Here is a 20277-nt window from a genome sequence, read left to right as displayed (position 1 = left end):
GTTTATCCTCAGGTTATGAAATGAGTAATTTGTAGCGTCCTGAAAGGGCAATTAAATAATTGATTAAGATTCGATCCTTACCATATATTTAAGTGATAGACTGAGAATGAACTGTCCTTACAGGACGAACTTAAACTTGATATTTATTACCCAAGGTTAACACCTTGGGCTTAATTGAAACTGGCTTTCAGCCATAAAATACGTTACGACTCAATTGTTTTGTTTTATCTTTTTGGGTCTGAAATTATAGTTGCGCAATGCAATTTTGTAACTAGGCTGAAAGCCTAAAGTTAATTCAGCCTGAGGTTTATCCTCAGGCTATGGCAAGAGTTAAAATAGCACGCCCTGAAAGGGCAATTAAATATTTCAAATATGGCTCAATCATTATCCAAACTCTTTGTACACATTGTCTTTCATATCAAAAAAGACAGCGTAGGAATCCTAGAAAAAGATAAAAACGCTTTATATGCTTATATGGGATCAATTATAAAAGACAAAGACTCTATTCCCATATTAATCAATGGTGTGCATGATCATGTGCATATTTTATGTGTGATGTCAAAAAATATTGCATTAGCTAAGTTAGTAGAGGAGATCAAACGTCATAGTAGTAGATGGATGAAAACCATTGATGATCATTATGAGCATTTTGCCTGGCAAGGTGGATATGGTGGTTTTTCAGTTAGTTCGTCTCTTCATTCTAAAACAAAGCAATATATCCAGAATCAGGAAGAACATCATAAAAGAATGAGTTTTAGAGAAGAATATCTTCTTTTTCTGAATGAATATGACGTTGAATACAATGAGGATTATTTGTGGAGAGATTGAGATTGAACTGTCCTTACAGGACGAATTAATACTTTACTGCATTACCCAAGGTTAACACCTTGGGCTTAATTGATAATGGCCTTCAGCCATAAAAAAGATTGCTGCTTAGTTGTTTTGTTTTATCCTATAGGGGCTGAAATTATGGTTATCAAATGCAATTTTGTAGTAATGCCGAAAGCCTAGAGTTAATTTCGCCTGAGGTTTATCCTCAGGTTATAGCAAGAGTAAAAATAGCACGCCCTGAAAGGGCAACTGAATTTTTTAAGTAAAAGTTTAAGGATCGCATCTTTATAGGCATGATGTTAATAAAGATGCGATCCTTAAATGTAGATGCAATCTCTCAACATAAAAAAAGCTGACTAGAATAATTCCAGTCAGCTTTCTATTATTGTTAAGATAAACTTATGCGAATTGCGCTAAAGTTTTCTTGATGATTTCGATTGCTTCGCGCAATTCTTCTTCGGTAATTACCAAAGGAGGCGCAAAACGAATGATGTGCTCGTGAGTAGGTTTAGCAATTAAGCCATTCTCTTTCATAGCTACACAAACGTCCCATGCTGTTTTACCATCTTTAGGTTTAATGGCAACTGCATTCAATAATCCTTTACCGCGAACCAACTCAATCATATCTGAGTCAACTTTTAGCATTTCATCACGGAAAATCTGTCCAAGACGCTCAGCATTTTCAGCTAATTTCTCATCTTTAACAACATCCAGGGCAGCCATTGCTACTTTACAACCTAGTGGGTTACCACCGTAAGTTGATCCGTGCTCACCTGGCTTGATAACCAACATAACGTCGTCATCGGCCAAAACAGCTGATACCGGGAATACACCACCTGAAATGGCTTTGCCAAGAATCAACATATCAGGACGAACACCTTCGTGATCACAAGCTAATAATTTACCTGTACGTGCAATACCAGTTTGTACTTCATCAGCGATGAATAATACATTCTTAGCCTTACACATATCGTAAGCTTTCTTCAAGTAGCCATTATCTGGTACAAATACACCAGCTTCACCTTGAATAGGCTCAACTAGGAAACCTGCAACATTAGGATCTTCTAATTCCTTAGCTAAAGCATCGATATCGTTGTAAGGAACAGTAACGAATCCTGGCGTGAATGGTCCGAATCCTTTATATGAATCAGGATCAGTAGACATTGAGATTATAGTAATTGTGCGGCCGTGGAAATTCTCGGCACAAACAATTATTTTTGCTTCGTTCTCAGGAATACCTTTTTTATCATATCCCCATCTTCTACAAAGCTTAAGCGCAGTTTCATCGGCTTCAGCACCTGTATTCATAGGTAAGATCTTATCATAACCAAAGTACTTGGTCATATACTCTTCAAATTCACCTAATACACTGCTATAGAATGCACGCGATGTAAGCGTTAATTCTTTCGCTTGCTCGGTTAATGCATTAATAATGCGTGGGTGACAGTGACCCTGGTTTACTGCTGAATAAGCAGAAAGGAAATCGAAGTACTTCTTTCCTTCTACATCCCAAACGTAAATACCTTCACCTTTTTCAAGTACTACCGGAAGCGGGTGGTAGTTGTGCGCTCCGTACTTATCTTCGCGAGCAATGTAGTCTGCAGGTGTCATCTTCTTATCAGTCATAATAATCGGATTTAATTAGTTTAACTTCTTTTTTGGTTTGAAGCAAAAATAGAAGATTTAATGGGAAAATGTTGCTTTAAATAGCTGAGTTTTATCATTCTTTTATAGCATAGATTTGTCGCGAAAATTTAGGGTGCTGCTTATGGTTTTAATTTTATCATGGGAGAGGTGTAATTTCATCACCTCATTGTTAGCGCGGATTTGTAATCCGTGCTTTGTAAACTTTATTTTATCTTTACATGGCAAGCATATAGCTATGAGTAGAAAATATAAGTGGTTTTCCATTGTATATTGATTTAATGTATATAGTTTTAAGTAGTGTTAACTAATGTTGATAAAACGGTTTTAAATAGTTAGAGTTAATTGCAAATGGTTTTATCCTTGAGTATCAGCAATAAAATATTTGAAGACATAGTAAATATATAGGCAATAGACATGCAGTTACAGAAAAGCTGGCATTCATTTTCCACATCTCGCATATAAACAAGATTAAATTTTAAAGCTAACGTGCAATTCTAGAAGGGATTATTAAAATTAAAATTTTACGCTAGGCAGAATTATGAAAAGCATAACCGAAGACATATCAGATTACAGAGCAATACTGATGGATTTGTGGAATCAAAACTTTACTAATACAGAAAAGAAGCAAGACTTGTTTAATTTTGAAATAGATAAAGCATTCAGTCGAGTTCAAGATGGCCTTTTTGAATCATTAGTTTTGGCAAAATCTTTTGACTATCCTATTGCACGGAATCCGAATGGATTCTTCGATCAAATTGTTGTGGTACCCAAGTCATATACTATAGAGGTTCTAGCAGCAATTGAACATGGTATTGAATGGAGATGGGAAAAAATGGAAATAACAAAAGACAACAGTAAGTTTTGTTTTATTGACCTTTATGACTGGGATTCTTTTGACAAGATGGATTGTCAATTTGCACGAACTAGATTAATAGAGTCCAATACCTTATCAGCTCGAATTGGCTATGACTTTCTGTTTAACTTTGATGAAGTTGAAATAATAAAAACGAATGCCAATACGCTAGTATAAAGCATTTGGTGTCCGTGATTACTTGGAAGTTAGGTTGGGTAATCGAACACCGCCAAATCTTTGATTTGGCTTTAGGATTGAAAAGATAAAAACAAATAAAAGATTTGGCTCAGTTGAGTTTTGGAGATAAAGTTTCATTAATTGCCAATCGCTTCATCTAGCCAAACGTTAGCACTTATTAAAACAAACATAATGCATAAAACTTATAGCCTAATCATATTAATCTTAGTTTCACTGTCCTGTAACAATAGGCAAGGTGTTGAAAACTCAAGTCATTTTGAACATGTTGAAGAAACAAAGGACAGCCTAGGTTCATTCTATTCAGATGAGGTAAAATTTGATTCTTTAACTTTCACTAATATTGCGGAAAGCTCGGTTGAAATTAATATTGATTCTTTGAGTTTATTATTGATTTATGCAATCAATTCATGCGATTATAAAAAATCCGAAGAACTATTAGAAAGCAAGGCAAATCCAAACTATTTTGACAATAGTTATCAATTTAAAACAGCATTAATTATAGCTGTTAAGAACTGTTCAGTACAAATGGTAGAACTATTGCTTAATTATGGTGCTGACCCGGATTTAAAAGTTTATGGTGAAGTTGGTATGTATGGTCCAGTAGAGCAAGCTGTATTAAGTTGTAAAGAAGATGTTTTAAAAATGTTTATTGATGCAAATTCAGAATCTTTAACTGATGCAATGGCCGTCGCATTTTCATACAGTGATGAAGCGATTGTAAAAATGCTAATGGAAAATGGTGTACCTGTAGATAAAGATTATTTAATTTCAACACGTTCAGCTGAATTAGTGAAGCTATGTTTAGAGCACGGCGCAAATCCAAACTACTACGGAGTATGTAATGAAGGACTTCCAATATTTCCTAAATTATTTGAAGCTGTTGGTAGAGGCGACACTTTAATGATTAGATACTTAATAGATGCAGGTGCGAACCCTAATTTGGCTTTATCAGAATACGACATTCTTAAAGAAGGTTCAAAAGAGAAAAAATCCCCTATACTCGTGGCAGAGCAATTTTTAAAAGTAAAAAGAGAGCAGAATTATAAAGACACAACAACTTACCTCCAAATAATTCATACTTTAAAAGAAAGTGGACGGTTTATAAGCAATAACTAGTGCTAATAATAAATAAAGGGCATGGACTGTCAGTATATTCATGGGAGATTTACTCTTTCAATATGTTTGCCGAATCTTTTGATTCAGATAGTCAAAAGAGTAAATTTATAAGAAAAACAAAAGCTCTTATTTGTTGAGGTTTTGGGATTCGGCGAATTAAATTATACCATTTGAACTATGAATGTGGCCTTATTATATTTGGTATAATGCCGATGCTACAATGAATGGCCTTAGCAAATGAAATGCAGATAAGGCCAGCTTCATTGTGCTATCGGTATTAGTCAAAGTTTCTTTTCCTGAACGAGAGTGGCAGATTCTTCGATATTTAACTCTAGATAAATGAAAAAGCTAATAAGATTATCCATTGTAGTTATTCTATTTATTAATATTAGTTCTTGCGCAAAGAGCGACCATGAACTTATTGAACTTGAGGGCTTATCTCCTTGGTGCATAATAGATTTTGATTCATTAGATAGAACGCCTGAGCAGCGAATTGCTATGCTTAAGGAAATGGGGTTTAAAAAGTATGGGTTTAATAGGGGAAAAGGAGATTTGGATGAAATGAAAAAGGAATTCAAACTGGCCCGCGAAAGTGACATAGAGATTAGCTCTATATTTCTATGGCTAAATGCTAAACGTGATAGTGTTGGTAAATTGAGTCCATCGAACCAGGTATTGTTGAATAATCTTAAAAAAATAGAACAAAAGCCTGCTATATGGTTAAGCTTCAGCCATAACTTCTTCGACGAGCTTAATCAGAAGGAATCAGTTGATTTATCCATTGAAATGATTCGATTCATTAAATTGAAAGCAGACGAAGTAGGTTGTAAACTGGCTTTGTATAATCACCATGGTTGGTTTGGGAACCCTCATAATCAAATTCAGATTTTGGAAGAACTGAGAACGGACTCGATCACAATGGTATATAATTTTCATCACGCACAAGAATATGTGGATGAGTTTCCGGAAATAGCAAGAAAGATAAAGCCATACTTATCATATGTAAATTTGAATGGAGTCAAAAAAGAAGGGCCCCAAATATTGACAATTGGTGAAGGTGACTATGAATATGATATGATCAAGCTTCTTAAAAAAGAGGGCTTTAATGGCCCTTGGGGGATTTTAGGGCACATAAAAAATAAAGACGTTCAAGTTGTTTTAGAACAAAATATGAAGGGCTTAAAATTATTGAATTCTAAATTCAATAAGGAAGAAGGTAAGTAGTAACTTTAAATCGCAATGAAATATATTGATTCCAGCTCGTTATGCAAGGTATGTGGTTTCAGAAACTAATGTCAAATTGATATTGTTTAAAAGAATGAAAGCCTAAAACTAAAATCAATGCTACGGCTCGCTGCGAATTTAGAAAGTTAGTATGTGCAATTTTTATTTAAGAATAACTCAAGCGTGCTTTTGTGTGGTATATGCCGATTGAGTTGTAAAAAATGAAGTTAATGGATATTTGGATTACGACAAAGATTGTGTTAGATGCCAATAGTGCTGAGTTAAATAGGTTCCATTTCAAGACTTTCACTATGGATTCAAATGGAAATACGCTTGATGAGACCGAGTATGATTCAGAATCTAATATTGTATTCAGAAGAACCTACAGGTACCATGATTGTGGAGAAGTAAAAGAATTTGTTGAGTATGATCCTTTTGATGAACTGTTGGAAAGGCATGTTTATAATAAAAACTCATCAGGAGAGTTTGATAGACATGAGTTTGAATTTTCCGATGGAGGAAAGTCAATTAAGGAATTTTCTTTCACAGATATTGGTAATGCTGAAAAGGCAACGATTATAGATGAAAATGGTGCAATAACAGGATACGAAGTATATATCCTTAATGACCAAGGGCAAACAATAGAGGAAATTGAGTTGGACGCTGATAGTAATGAAATTTCACGGTATGAGAAGACTTATTTTAAAGATGGTCAACTTAAGCATGAGAAACAATTTCAAAATGGTAAGTTATTTAAAGGAGAGGCTTTTGAATATGATAGTCAAGGTAACGTAATAAAAAAGATTCACAGAAACTACGTCTATAAATTTGAAGTTATTGAAGAAAATACATTTGATAATAGAAATAACATAATTCACAGTTTATCTCATGAGAATGGAGAGCTAGTTTTTGAGAATAAATGTGGATACGATGATAATGATAATTTGATTTCGGAGGAATTTTTCGAGTTTGATCTGTTGGAAAGGCGTATAGTAAAACATGAAAGACTTATTCATGAGTTGAAGCATTAATTATGTCACCTTATTGTAAAAAATCCGCTTCATAGAACCAAGGCTGTGCTATCCGATTATAATCGCCCCACTTACGCATATTAACCTAAAGAAAATGTAATTGTTCCAATATAGAGTCTTGTTGACTATTCAGTAGTGAAGGGTTTATTGAATGCTTTTACGAATTTATAAAGAGTTACGGATCATAATTTGCTGTGTTGATCTACAATTCTACGCCAGCATAAGTATTGTATCAAACTTTACTAATATCCAATTTTATTAATTGCTTCTATTAGCTTACTTTTAAAGCTTAAACAGAAAAGAACTATGCTGCTAGGAGGAACCTTAGTGAATGTGGCTACTGTAGTTGTTGGTAGCACCATCGGAATTATACTGGGTAATCGAATTCCGGATAAACTTACGAAGAGTGTTTTTCAGGTACTTGGCTTGTTTACCCTGGTATTGGGAGTAAGCATGGCACTTGAAGGTCAAATGCTATTAGTTATCGTGTTTAGCCTAATATTGGGAACGGTTATGGGTGAATTACTCGATCTGGATAAGGCCATCGATGGCTTGTCAACATCTTTAAAAAAGCGCCTTAAACTTAAAAATCCAAAGTTTACCGAAGGTATACTCACGGCTTTTTTGTTGTACTGCATTGGCTCAATGACAATACTGGGAGCCATTGATGAGGGCATGGGTAATGGCTCTGAAATTCTATTAACCAAAGCCATGATGGATGGCTTTTCGGCAATTGCATTAGCTTCTGTTTTTGGCCTTGGTGTAACCATGTCGGTTGTTCCCTTGTTTATTTTTCAAGGGGGTATTACCTTATTGGCGTATTATTTAGGCGATTTTATCGCGAAGGAAATTATTACTGAATTAACGGCCGTTGGTGGAATTTTATTGGTTGGCCTTGGCATAAATATATTGGAGATAAAACAGATTCGAATCATGAACATGCTACCATCTTTAATGTTGGTCATTTTATTTGCATGGATTCGACTCACTTTTTTTCCGAATTAAAATATACTCAATTGGAAAAAGATACAAAGTCATTATTGCTGCAGATGTTTGAGAGGTGGGCTGGGGAAGAAGCACGCTCGTTTGTGATGTTACCGCCTTCGGGTTCTTATCGTGAGTATTATCGCATTAAAGGCAGAGAGAAATCGGCCATGGGTGTCTATAATGCCGATCTGAAAGAGAACCTTGCTTTCTTAGAATTCTCAGATCATTTTAAAAGTAAAGGATTAGCCGTACCACAGGTCTACGATCGTGATTTAGGAAGTCATATCTATTTGCAAGAAGATCTGGGAGATGTTACGCTTTATGCTTTTTTGCAGGGCATGCGTCCTGGTAAAGATTTTCCGAAGGAATTGGCTGACTTTTATAAAAAGACTATCAATAACTTAATTCAATTTCAGATTAAGGGTGGTGAAGGATTAAATTACAACAAGTGTTATCCTCGTCAGGCATTTGATCGGCAATCGATGTTATGGGATTTACATTATTTCAAATATTACTTTCTGAAATTAGCACGTGTTCCCTTCGATGAGCAATCGTTGGAAGATGACTACCATACGCTTATTGATTTCTTATTAGAAGCGGATCATGAGCATTTTTTATATCGCGATTTTCAATCACGTAATGTGATGGTGGTTGATGATGAACCATGGTTTATTGATTATCAGGGAGGACGTAAAGGCGCTTTGCAATACGATTTAGCTTCCTTACTTTACGATGCTAAGGCCGATATACCCGTTGAGGTTCGTGAGGAATTGTTGCAATATTACATGCAGCAGCTTAAGCACTACAAAACTGTGGATGAGCAATTGTTCGTTAAGCATTACCAGGCTTATGTATTGATTCGAATCATGCAAGCAATGGGAGCTTATGGTTTTAGAGGCTTTTACGAAAAGAAGGAACATTTCTTAAAGAGTATTCCTTTTGCCATTCAAAATTTGGTTTACCTACTCGATACCATTGATTTTAAAGAGCAAATGCCAACCTTGTTTGCCGCCTTGCGCAATGTTACCGAATCAGATGAGTTGAAAACCATTGGTCAGGATAATGAAATGTTGACGGTAAGTATCACCAGTTTTTCGTTTAAGCGTGGTGTACCTATTGATGTGTCGGGTAATGGTGGTGGTTTTGTGTTTGATTGCAGAGCCATTCATAACCCGGGACGATATCCTGAGTATGCCGATAAAACAGGTATGGATGAAGAAGTAATTGCCTTTTTCGGACAAGAACCTGAAATGGCAGAGTTCCTTCAGGATGTTTATTCCGTTGTGGATAAATCAGTAAAGAAATATATGTCGCGTGGCTTTAAACATTTGATGGTTAATTTTGGTTGTACAGGTGGTCAGCATCGATCGGTATTTTCGGCCGAGCAATTGCGCTCCTATTTATTGAAGAACTATAAAGTAAAGGTAGAGCTAAAACATGTTGAACAGGACATGAAGAAGAAATAAGTGAGTTGAGTATGCCTAAGAAAAAGTGTAAAGAGAAGAGCGAGGATTGTGTGCCCTGCGTGAAAGAAACGCATTTGTACGAATGCAAGAAATGCGGTTGGGGAGCAAAAAAGGAAGGTAGACTGTGTAAGGCTAAGAAGGTCGATAAAGCTCAATAGTGTTTTATGCGTTATATTCGTACCTCCGTTGATGAGATTTAATACCAATTTATGAATGCAATGATATTTGCAGCTGGTTTGGGAACCAGGTTGCAACCGCTTACCAATAAAAAACCTAAGGCACTAGTTGAATTTAAAGGGCAACCCTTATTGTGGCATGCTATTAATAATGTGATTACAGGGGGAGTAGAGCGAATTGTTATTAATGTTCATCACTTTGCAGATCAAATTATTAACTATATCGAATCTAATACCTGGGATTGTGAGATACTTATCTCGGATGAAAGTGATTGCCTACTTGATACCGGTGGTGGCTTATTGAAAGCTAAATCTTTATTCATTCCAAATAAGCCCATACTCATACAAAATGCAGATATCGTTGTATCTACAAATGTAAAAATGTTCATATATTCGCATCTGCAATCCAAAAATCTTGCAACCTTAATGGTAAAGCAGCGTAAAACATCGCGGTATTTGCTATTTGATGACAGCATGCGTTTGTGCGCATGGAAGAATGTCAAGACTAAAGAGGAGATCAGGGTGAATGAATATGATGCTGCAAAGGAATATGGCTTTTGCGGTATACATATGGTGGAGCCAGAATTATTAGATTTGATGGGGGAGGTAAAACCATTTTCTATAATTAGTACTTATCTGGATTTGGGAAAGAAATATTGTATTGGGGGATATGAACTAAGCCAAGAGGATGGTTGGTTCGACGTTGGAACAGTTGAGAAATTAAGAGAAGCAGAATTGAATTACTAAATAAGAAATAAGACAAATGAGTGCAAATCAAGGTGCGATTGGGCGCAGACGACAAGGCGATCCTTTCCAACAATTTATTAAGTTCTTTAGTAGTGGTAGTGCGTTATTAATGCTGGCTACATTGGCTGCAATTATATGGGCTAATCTAGGTCACGATTCTTATCATCACTTTTGGCATAGTCCATTACAGGTAGCTACTGAAATTTTTGATATTAAATTAGGGCTTCAACACTGGGTGAATGATGGATTAATGGCCATTTTCTTCTTTGTAGTTGGGCTTGAAATTAAGCGTGAGTTTTTAGCTGGAGAGCTAAGTTCATTTAAACAAGCTTCGCTTCCTATTTTTGCTGCTATTGGCGGTATGTTGGTGCCTGTTTTACTTTATTTTGCATTTGGTTTCGAAGGAAATGCTGCAGGTGGTTGGGGTATTCCAATGGCTACAGATATCGCCTTCTCGTTGGGTATTTTAGCTTTGCTTGGTAAGCGTGTTCCTTTGGCTCTTAAAGTGTTTTTAACGGCTTTGGCTATTGTTGATGATTTAGGTGCAGTTTTAGTCATCGCTTTCTTTTATGGTGGCGATTTAAACTGGATGAACTTATTGATTGCGTTCTTGCTTTTAGGTGTGTTGGTAATTGCTAACTTACGTAATATTCAGAACCTTAAGATATATACTTTCCTTGGTTTTATTATTTGGTATTTATTCTTGCAGTCGGGTGTTGATGGACCAGGGACGGGTATTCACTGTACTATTGCGGGTGTCTTAATTGCTTTAACAATACCTGCGCGACCAAAAGTGTTGGTAGACGATTTTGTTGGTAGAGTGAGTAATGGTATGCGTCGTTTCGAATCGTTACGAAGAAGCCCTAATAAGCGTGTACTTACCGATGACCAGCTATATGCTATTAATGAAATTGAAGCAGGTGTAAAAACAGTACAAAGTCCTTTACAGAAAATAGAGCATCAATTTCATGGCTTCATTGGTATTTTCGTACTACCTGTTTTTGCTTTGTCCAATGCTGGTGTTACTCTAATACATCACGGTGAAGGTGGTGGAGAGGTATTTACAACACTTTCATTAGCCATTGCATTTAGTTTAATCTTTGGTAAAGCCATTGGTATTACCTTATTCTCATGGATAGCAGTGCGTACCGGTATTGCCGTTAAACCTCGTCATTCATCATGGTTATCCTTCCTGGGTTTGGCCTTGTTAGGAGGTATTGGTTTTACCATGTCAATATTTATTGCATCACTTGCATTTAAGATGGATGCGGATTTATTGAATCAAGCTAAGATCGGAATCTTTGTAGGTTCTATCCTTGCTGGTTTGGCAGGTTTCTATATTCTTAAGTATTCATTGCGTAAGGATGAAGAAAGAAAATCGGCTGTTGAGAAATAATACCGACTACTAATCAAAATGCGCCTTAAAACTTAGGCGCTTTGATTATGTCTCGGCATTTACTCCCGATAAATATCGGGATAATGAGCAAAATGGCTTTCAGCGCATTTTGACATACAATTGGTATAATACAGTATGATACTGAAAATACAAAAGAGGAGTTTATGTCCTCTTTTTTGTTTTAATAAGTTTCTTAAGACGTGATTCTTGGTCAATCAACTTGAATCACTTAAATTGTTATGGGAAAGTATTTCGTTTTAATGAAATTGGAATCATTAATTCTATTAGCAATTTTTCAAAATGGGCATACAAAACATATTGTGTGACCATCAATGCCTTCATCAGTTTAAATAGATTATGTTTTACAACTAAAGGAGTAAGTTAAAGAGCTTTATAAATCCCCAACGGGGATTGATGTGAATAGTACCGGATAAAATCCGGGAAAAGAAGTCAAATAAATAGCAACCGCAACGTGGTTGAATTGCAATTTTCTTCTTATCTTTTTAGAACTACTAATAATCAATCAGTTCTAAGATTCTAGACTATGACAACCTATACTCAGATCCTCTATCAAATAGTATTCTCAACAAAAAATCACCAAAAAACTTTGACTCCGGATCGGGAAGATCTTTTTAAATACATTTGGGGTATATTAAAAAATAAGAACTGTCATTTATATAGAATTGGAGGAGTAGAAGACCATATTCATATTATTACTCATTATTAATAAATCTTATCAATAAGCATACGAATTGATCCATTTTTTTCAATGTTCAAAATGTCTAATTCTTTTGCACCCACCAAGTTTCTTTTGGCCAGATTTCAGATTTTAAAATAATTGGCTCTCCAATCTGTGGTGTTGTTAAATTTACACATTGTATTTGCGCGGCTTTGTATGCACGCTTGATGGGATCATCCCAGTCGTGTAGTGCCAGCTTATAAGCTCCCCAATGAATTGGTAAAACTAGTTTGGCATTCAAATCAGCACCTGCTGTAACGGTCTCTTCGGGCATCATATGAATTTTAGACCATTGCTCATTGTATTGACCACACTCTACCAAAGCTAAATCAAAAGGGCCGTATTTTTCACCAATTTCTTTGAAGTGGTTACCATAACCGCTGTCGCCACTAAAATATACTTTACTTGATGTTCCTTCAATTATCCATGAGCACCAGAGCGTACTGTTTCTATCGTTTAATCCGCGCCCAGAGAAATGACGAGCTGGAGCTGTAGTTAGTTTTATTTTATCTACATTAACGGTTTCCCACCAATCTAGTTCTGTGACTTTCTCAGGAGCAATATTCCAGCTTAATAAATGTGCTTTAACACCTAGCGGTACATAAAAGTGAGTTGTTTTGTCCTTCAGCTTCATGATACTGCCATAATCAAGATGATCGTAATGATCATGAGAAATAATGACGGCATCAATGGTATCTAGTTCATCCAAATTGACTGGAACTGTATTGTCAAAGCGTTTTGAACCTAGTAGTGGGTGAGGGGATGGTACTTCACCAAGCATTGGATCAAGCAATAGCTTTTTCCCATCTATCTCTATCAAAGCAGCCGAATGGCCCAGCCAAGTTACACGTGTTATTGAATCTGCCAATGTTGGCTCCGCTTTTAGGTTTATTGGCTTCATCGGAAGAATCGTTTGAGGCACTTTATTACCATTAGTGAAATACTGTGGTAAGGAGCTCCATTCGAAGCCCGTCATAACTTCTGTTGGCATTGCATTCTGAAATACGCCATCTTTATGATTGGGCGATGCAGCTACACCAGCCATCAGTATTTCTTTCTTACTTGCTCCAAACTGAGGAGACGTTTTCAGAAAGATTAGTGTTATAAGCGTTAAGCTGGCTATTAGTGCAAATAGTATTATAAAGGTCATTTTAATCTTTTTGTTAATTTTCATTTTAGTTAAGCATTTTAGAATATGCTATTGTTCAATTTTTCTTATAGTTGGACAATACAAAAGTGTCATATGTAGGTTTTATAATAATACGACTAATTACTGTTTGTTGTATACTTTTTACTTTTTCAAGAAATTAAGACTTTTAAAAATGAACTTAATTTCAGTGAAGGCACTTTGTAGGGCTTAAGTTGATACTTATCTTTGTGATAAATTCTAATTGAGGAATAAATTCATGGATGATTTAACGAGTAAAAAGATAGAGAGTGCCATTGGCGTTTCGATTAATAAAAAGCTTGAAGTGGTGCAGTCCTTGTGGAGTGGATATGGTGAGATTGTTAGATACAATGTTGATGGTGCAGGCTTCAAGCAAATGATTGTAAAACATGTTAAGTTCCCCAATGCAAGTAATCATCCGCGAGGATGGAATACGGATTTTTCACATCAACGAAAGGTAAAGTCATATGAAGTAGAAACTGCCTGGTATGAAAAGTATAGTTCTCAATGTGATGATACATGTCGGGTACCGAAATGTTACCACGTAGAAACATCGAATGATGAAGTGTTAATTGTACTTGAGGATTTAAACGAAAGTGGTTTTGACCTTCGAAAAACATCGGTTTCGATGGAAGATATGCATACTTGCTTGACGTGGTTGGCCAATTTTCATGCTACCTTTTTAATGGAGAAACCCGATGACTTATGGGAAGTTGGTACTTATTGGCATCTGGCAACTCGTCCCGATGAATTGGAGGTGATGGATGATCCACTTTTAAAGGAAGCCGCACCATTGGTGGATGAGAAATTAAATACTGCTAAGTACTTAAGTTTGGTGCATGGGGATGCAAAGCTGGCTAATTTTTGTTTCTCAACTAATAATAGTGTTGCTGCTGTCGATTTTCAATATGTCGGTGGAGGATGCGGCATGAAAGATGTGGCCTACTTTATTGGTAGTTGCATCTATGAGGAAGAGTGCAAACAATATGAAAAACCATTACTGGATCATTATTTCGCTGCTTTAAAAGACGCATTAGAGCGCATAGGTAATGTCGTGAATTTTGAGGAGCTAGAAAAAGAATGGCGCTCATTATATCCTTATGCCTGGACTGATTTTCATCGTTTCTTGAAAGGATGGAGTCCCGATCATTGGAAGATTAATAGTTATAGTGAAAAGATGGCTCGAAAAGTAATTAAGGAACTTAATATTAAATTGTGATGGAGTTATCCAATACAGTGCTTGAACATCTTGCTGATATGGCGGCTATAGTAGCTAAGGAGGTAGGTGTTTATATCAAGTCACAACAGTATAAGCTGATTGGTGTACAAAGTAAGCTTGGTGGCGATAGCATTGCTTCGCAGGTATTTACTGAGGTAGATCTTGAGAGTCAACGATTAATTGTTGAAGCTTTGTTGTCAAGCATCAAGCAATATGATTTGGGTTTGTTGGCCGAAGAAAGTTCGGATGATAATTCTCGGCTTGTGAAAGATTATTTCTGGTGCATTGATCCATTGGATGGTACATTGCTTTTTACTGAAGGAAAAGAAGGATTTGCTGTTTCCATAGCTTTGCTTTCTCAAGCAGGTATTCCTCAGCTTGGAATTGTGTGTGATCCGGTAAATCAGATATCGTATAAGGCAATTAAGGGCATTGGTGTATGGCGCAATGGTATATCCTGGACACCAGAGAAGACTGGTGATAATTCAGGTCCATTACGTTTGTTTTGTGATCGAAGTTTTCTGAAGCACACCAATTATGCAAAGAGCATGCTATTGCTTGATGATTTTGCCTGTAAAAATGGAATGACTGGAGTTGAAGTACATAGTCAAGCCGGAGCTGTAATGAATGCCATTGCTGTATTGGAAAACAAAAATGCTTGTTATTTCAAATTCCCAAAAAAGCAGAATGGTGGTGGAAGCATATGGGACTACGCAGCTACTGCATGCATATTTAAAGAGCTTGGTTTTTGGGTGAGTAACATTAGGGGAGAAGAACTAGAGTTGAATAATGTGGAATCAACTTTTATGAATCACCAAGGTGTGGTTTTTTCAAAGAATATGGATCTGGCTATGTGCATTGTGTCGATGGATTATAAATAGGTGTGTTATCTACTAAAAGAAAATGGCAGACAATTATACTGCCTGCCGTTTTATATATTGTTTTATCGTCTGCTTACGGTTGATCATACTCCGAAATAATACCGCCTGTAATACGCACAATGTTAGTATTGGCATCAATTAGGTTATAAATGGATTGAACCTGTCTTAATGCGGTTTCCAGGTAGGAGCGTTGCGTATTTCTAAAGTCGAAAGAAGTAATGGCGCCATTGCGGTACTTTTCCGTTGAAATCTCTAGATTTAGCTGAGCTGTTTCCAGGTTTTCGACCTGTAATAAGTACAACTCTTTTCGAACATTGTACAAATCGTAGAAATCATAAAGTTGATTAACCAATCGCGATTTTACATCATCCAGTTGAATGGTGCCTATTTCTTTTTGAATGCGGGCTATTTCAATGTTTCGATTCACTCGATTGCCATCAAATACATTGTAGGAGAGAGCCAGATTAGCATATAAAGAATAGGAACCACTTAAGGCAGCAGCCGACTCATTGGTATTTAATGCATCGGGATAATAGTTGGTTGAAATGCCAGTGCCTAATGATAAACGAGGGTATCTTGCACTTTGCTCCAAGGCAATTGCTTTGTCGAGTACCGCCAGGTTTAGGTACTGGTTTTGGAGTGTTCTGTTTTCTACCTCCATTTTGTCTTTGATAACTGCCAATTGGTAATCCATTAAGCCTGGTTCCAAAGGACTGGTTAATTCAAAATCTGTTTCTGGCGGCAGTGCTAACAAATAGCTCAATAGGCGCTTAGCTGATCGTAAGGTCATTTCTTGATTTAAGAAATTTGTTTTATCCGTTAGCCAGTCACCTTTTGCCTGCAAAACTTCGTACGAACTTCCGGCTCCCAAGTCAAATTTGTGCTGTATGTAATCGTACCTGTCCTTCGAAAGTTTCATTACTGACTCAAACACATTCAAGCGTTCTTTTTCCAAGAGGGCTTTGTTGTATCCGAGTATGATGGCCTGAATCGTATTTTCAACAACTATTGCAGCATTACCATCGCTCATTTTTTCCAGGTCGTCTAATCGGTGTTTGCGTATTCTAACTGCAAAACCATCAAATAGTACCCAGTTAACTGCCACACCTGCTGAAAACCAACCTGTTTCGTTGGTTGTTCCAAATCGGTCGTTAAGTGAATTATTCATTCCCGCCTGCAGGTTAACAGAAGGCCATCTTCCGGCATTACCCCAAGTGTTCTGAACTCTGCTTATTTCATTGTTCTTCTGTCCAATCTGAATTTCGAAATTGTTCATCAAACCCTGCAGGATTGCTTCATTTAATGTCATAGCCTTTTGCGCATTCATCAAATGAGAACATATAAAAAGCAATGAAAGTAGCACGAGTTGATATCTTGATCTATTAATCATTTTTTGTGTTGTTATTCGTTATTGTCAGACTGCGAATCAAGTTCGCGTTTGGCGTATATAATCGCACTTTCTACTTCTTCAGCCGAAGGCTTAACACCAGTTCTCACCCATTTAATAATTCTATTTACATCATTCAAGAAATAGATCATTACGGGAAAGAGTGTTAGAATAAAGAAGGTGCCAAAGAATACCCCGTAGGCTAAGGCAATAGCCATTGGAATAAGGTACTGCGCTTGTCGACTTGTTTCCAAAATAATTGGATATAAACCAATGGTTGTAGTAAGCGTGGTCAGTACAATAGGTCGGAAACGTGAAACACCAGCTTCAAAAATAGCGTCGTACACTTTCTTACCATCCTTAAGTAGTATGTTGTACTTGGATAAGAACACCACTGCATCGTTAACTATAACACCCGACAGCGCTACCATGCCCCAAACACTTAACATCGATACTGGCAAGCCATGTATTAAGTGCCCCCATGCTGCGCCCAAGAAGCCAAGCGGAATCATTGTAATGATAATGAAGCCTTGACCAACTGACTTAAAGTGAATCATTATAATGATGATGATCAATGCAAATGCTGGTATAAATGTGGCTTTCATCGAATCCATATTTTCTTGAGCATTCTTCTGCTGTCCCTGATAAATATATCGGATGCCAGCATTTTGAGCCATCACTTTTGGCATTATGCTATCCGTTATGTATTCTTGAATTGGAGGAACAGGTGTAGTTGGATTTACCAAGTCGGCTTTTACTCTGATATCTTTCTTTCCATTAAAACGGTTAATACTAACCGGACCACGCGAAATTTCATAGTCTACCAATTCTTTCAAAGGATATTCGCCCTGAGCAGTAACAATCTTTAGTTTTTCCAATTGACTAAATTGCTCACGGTCTTCTGGAGGGTAACGCACCCACACGCGCATCTCATCTTTTCCTTGTTGCAATCGTTGTGCTTGCGAGCCAAAAAAGCTACTACGAACCTGATTTAAGATCATAAAATCATTTAGTCCCAAGAAATATGCCTTAGGTTTAAGTTTGATTTTTATCTCTTGCGCACCTAAGGCATTGTTGTCAACAACTTCGGTTAATACCGAAATCTTCTTTAGTTCGCCTTTGAGCATTTCTGTTGCATTCTCTATTTCTTGCTGGTTATTACTGAGCAGACTTATTTCGATAGGGCTTCCCCAACGGTTACGGCCAGCTACTGTAAACTTATCAGCTCCGGGAACTATGCCAATTTTCTTACGAACCATGGTCGCTATCTCAAAAGATGAAACCGGGCTTCTCTCCAGGTTACGCAGGTTCACAGCAATGTGTCCGGCATGCGTTCCTCTTTCTTCACCACTAAACGACGAACCTGTGTTTAGGTAAGTATAAATGATAAAGTCAGAAGTGTCGTTGTATTGCTCTTTTAATTCTTGATTGATATCCCATGCAGCCTGCTCAAACCTTAATAAGGCTTCATATGTTTGTTTCTCACCTTCACCTGGTGTAAAGGCAACATTGATATTAAAATCATCAGGTGGAATACTTGGGAAAAAAGTTGATTTGATTAATCCCCCGGCAAATAGCCCTGCAGTAATCATTATTGCTGCAGATGGCACTGCCAAGGCAGGGTAGCGCCATTTAAGTATGAATTTTAGGAAGCGTCCATACATGCGATCACGCAGAAAACTTACCATTTTCTCCAGTCGATTTCGTACACGGTTACCAAAACTCACATTGTTGGTGTTGCGCTTGAGTATTGTCGGTGAACTAATGTGCGCTGGCAATACAAAAAAGGCTTCAATCAAAGAGAAGGCTAAACTGAAAACCACCACAAAGGCCATCTCAAACAAGAACTCCATGTTACCAATGATGAAGAACAAAGGCATAAATGCCAAAATAGTGGTTGTAACCGAAGTGGTAACCGCTGGCAGTACTTCCATGGTACCGTCAATGGCAGCTCTATGTGGCGATTTTCCTCTTTCGAAATGGCTAAATATATTTTCGGCAATCACAATACCATCATCTACAATGATACCGATAACCAAAATCATACCGAATAAGGAAATCATATTAATGGTTAAGCCATATAGATTAGCCACAATAAACATAGCTAAGAAGGATGCCGGAATACCCCAGGCCACCCATAAGGATAAACGGAAACTTAAGAAGAGTGCCAGTACAATAACGACCAGTAATAATCCCATCAAACCATTTTTATACAGGAGGCTAATGCGGGAATTAAGCATTTCCATAAAGTCGAAAGAAACAGTTAATTCAGCATTTGGGTAGAGCGCATTGAATTCTTCGACATACACATCAATGTATTCTGAAATGTCCTGTAAATCTTCTGTTATGAGTTTGTTAACCATTATACTAATGGCTGGTTTGCCATTCAGGTAAGAGCGGTTTGGTACATCCTCAAATTGTAACTTGACTTTACCAACATCTTTTATTCGCACGATGGCGCCATCATCTTGCGATTTGATGACCGTATTTTCAATAATCTTTGTGTCAACTGTTCTATTGCGCGATCGGATGTATATCATTCGATCATCGTTTTTGATTATACCACTTGATACATCTCTGTTAGTCTGACGTACGGTGTTGCTGACCTGATCTAATGTTATGCCATAGCGAATTAGGTTTTCTTCCGAAATTTCAATGGATATTTCTGTTGCAGGAATACCATTAAACGAAAGCTGACTCATGTAACCAGAAGATAAAAAATCATCTTCTATTTCGTAAGCTAACTGTTTTAGCTCCATTAAATCCATATTGCCTGATAAACCAAGACGCATGGCAGGAGTTGTAGAGCGACGTTTAAATACAATAGGACGCTCAGCACTAACAGGCATACTGGTAATGCCATCAACGGCATTTTTAACTTCAGTTAATGTTTCATCAATGTCGAACTTTCCTGTTGTCTCAATAGTTACTCGAGCCAGGTTTTCAGATGAAGTGGAGGTGATTTCCTTAATTCCTGCAATACCTCGAATCGCCTCTTCCACCCTTGAGGTGATACCTTCTTCCATCTCAATTGGCGAGGCACCAGGGTAACTTACCGTAACAAAAATCGATTTTGATTCTCGCTCAGGGAAGAAAGCCTTGCTCATTGAAGCAAAACTAATACCACCTGCAACAACTAAAATGAAAACAATCAAGTTGGCGTAGAATGGATATTTTACAAATGTTTCTACTATTTTTCTCATTTCAACAG

17 protein-coding genes are annotated in these 20277 nt (G+C 37.0%); 13 read left to right on the top strand and 4 right to left on the bottom strand.

The window, feature by feature from the left end; all coding sequences use genetic code 11:
* The first annotated feature begins 372 nt into the window (after positions 1-372).
* Entirely contained in the window at positions 373-828 is a 456-nt protein-coding gene (locus ACRD7B_RS19940) for a transposase (RefSeq protein ID WP_430826412.1), read from the top strand.
* Between the two features lie 402 nt (positions 829-1230).
* Here the strand turns inward: ACRD7B_RS19940 and rocD are convergent, their stop codons facing one another.
* Entirely contained in the window at positions 1231-2457 is a 1227-nt protein-coding gene (gene rocD / locus ACRD7B_RS19935) for an ornithine--oxo-acid transaminase (protein WP_430826411.1), read from the bottom strand.
* Positions 2458-3016: 559 nt separating this feature from the next.
* On the opposite strand from rocD, the gene ACRD7B_RS19930 reads away from it, so the two are divergent.
* The 10 genes from ACRD7B_RS19930 (at position 3017) to ACRD7B_RS19885 (ending at position 12399) form a co-directional block, all read left to right on the top strand.
* Positions 3017-3508: a hypothetical protein gene (locus ACRD7B_RS19930; protein WP_430826410.1), complete on the top strand. Its 492-nt coding sequence runs from the start codon at positions 3017-3019 to the stop codon at positions 3506-3508.
* Positions 3509-3700: 192 nt separating this feature from the next.
* Entirely contained in the window at positions 3701-4645 is a 945-nt protein-coding gene (locus tag ACRD7B_RS19925) for an ankyrin repeat domain-containing protein (protein WP_430826409.1), read from the top strand.
* Positions 4646-4984: 339 nt separating this feature from the next.
* Entirely contained in the window at positions 4985-5869 is an 885-nt protein-coding gene (locus ACRD7B_RS19920; RefSeq protein WP_430826408.1) for a sugar phosphate isomerase/epimerase family protein, read from the top strand.
* A gap of 230 nt (positions 5870-6099) precedes the next feature.
* The gene (locus ACRD7B_RS19915) at positions 6100-6900 is read left to right on the top strand and encodes a toxin-antitoxin system YwqK family antitoxin (protein WP_430826407.1); all 801 of its coding nucleotides are present in this window, start codon (positions 6100-6102) and stop codon (positions 6898-6900) included.
* A gap of 306 nt (positions 6901-7206) precedes the next feature.
* Complete coding sequence (locus ACRD7B_RS19910) at positions 7207-7905, top strand: DUF554 domain-containing protein (RefSeq protein ID WP_430826406.1); 699 nt, start codon at positions 7207-7209, stop codon at positions 7903-7905.
* Between the two features lie 11 nt (positions 7906-7916).
* Positions 7917-9353, top strand: coding sequence for a RapZ C-terminal domain-containing protein (locus tag ACRD7B_RS19905; protein ID WP_430826405.1), 1437 nt, complete (start codon positions 7917-7919; stop codon positions 9351-9353).
* An 11-nt stretch (positions 9354-9364) separates the two neighbouring features.
* Positions 9365-9511 carry a hypothetical protein gene (locus ACRD7B_RS19900; RefSeq protein WP_430826404.1) on the top strand — a complete coding sequence of 49 codons (147 nt, stop codon included), beginning with the start codon at positions 9365-9367 and terminating at the stop codon, positions 9509-9511.
* Between the two features lie 51 nt (positions 9512-9562).
* Positions 9563-10276: a sugar phosphate nucleotidyltransferase gene (locus tag ACRD7B_RS19895; protein ID WP_430826403.1), complete on the top strand. Its 714-nt coding sequence runs from the start codon at positions 9563-9565 to the stop codon at positions 10274-10276.
* 16 nt (positions 10277-10292) lie between these two features.
* Positions 10293-11672, top strand: a complete 1380-nt coding sequence (gene nhaA, locus ACRD7B_RS19890; RefSeq protein ID WP_430826402.1) for a Na+/H+ antiporter NhaA — start codon at positions 10293-10295, stop codon at positions 11670-11672.
* A 544-nt stretch (positions 11673-12216) separates the two neighbouring features.
* Positions 12217-12399, top strand: coding sequence for a transposase (locus ACRD7B_RS19885; RefSeq protein ID WP_430826401.1), 183 nt, complete (start codon positions 12217-12219; stop codon positions 12397-12399).
* 55 nt (positions 12400-12454) lie between these two features.
* Here ACRD7B_RS19885 and ACRD7B_RS19880 read toward each other — a convergent pair whose 3' ends face one another.
* Positions 12455-13585: an MBL fold metallo-hydrolase gene (locus ACRD7B_RS19880; RefSeq protein WP_430826400.1), complete on the bottom strand. Its 1131-nt coding sequence runs from the start codon at positions 13583-13585 to the stop codon at positions 12455-12457.
* Positions 13586-13817: 232 nt separating this feature from the next.
* Here ACRD7B_RS19880 and ACRD7B_RS19875 point away from each other — a divergent pair, with 232 nt between their 5' ends.
* Both ACRD7B_RS19875 and ACRD7B_RS19870 read left to right on the top strand, forming a co-directional pair.
* On the top strand, positions 13818-14798 hold the full coding sequence (locus ACRD7B_RS19875; RefSeq protein ID WP_430826399.1) for an oxidoreductase family protein: 981 nt from the start codon (positions 13818-13820) through the stop codon (positions 14796-14798).
* Positions 14798-15679, top strand: a complete 882-nt coding sequence (locus ACRD7B_RS19870; protein WP_430826398.1) for a 3'(2'),5'-bisphosphate nucleotidase CysQ family protein — start codon at positions 14798-14800, stop codon at positions 15677-15679. The genes ACRD7B_RS19875 and ACRD7B_RS19870 overlap by 1 nt, the downstream gene beginning before the upstream one ends.
* A 73-nt stretch (positions 15680-15752) precedes the next feature.
* Here the strand turns inward: ACRD7B_RS19870 and ACRD7B_RS19865 are convergent, their stop codons facing one another.
* Together ACRD7B_RS19865 and ACRD7B_RS19860 are read right to left on the bottom strand one after the other, a co-directional pair.
* Positions 15753-17006 carry a TolC family protein gene (locus tag ACRD7B_RS19865; protein ID WP_430826397.1) on the bottom strand — a complete coding sequence of 418 codons (1254 nt, stop codon included), beginning with the start codon at positions 17004-17006 and terminating at the stop codon, positions 15753-15755.
* Positions 17007-17080: 74 nt separating this feature from the next.
* The gene (locus ACRD7B_RS19860; protein WP_430826395.1) at positions 17081-20269 is read right to left on the bottom strand and encodes an efflux RND transporter permease subunit; all 3189 of its coding nucleotides are present in this window, start codon (positions 20267-20269) and stop codon (positions 17081-17083) included.
* Between the last annotated feature and the right edge of the window lie 8 nt (positions 20270-20277).

This window comes from Carboxylicivirga fragile (assembly GCF_050589805.1).
In the GTDB taxonomy this organism is placed as follows: domain Bacteria; phylum Bacteroidota; class Bacteroidia; order Bacteroidales; family Marinilabiliaceae; genus Carboxylicivirga; species Carboxylicivirga fragile.
This window is presented reverse-complemented; position numbering and strand designations above follow the sequence as displayed.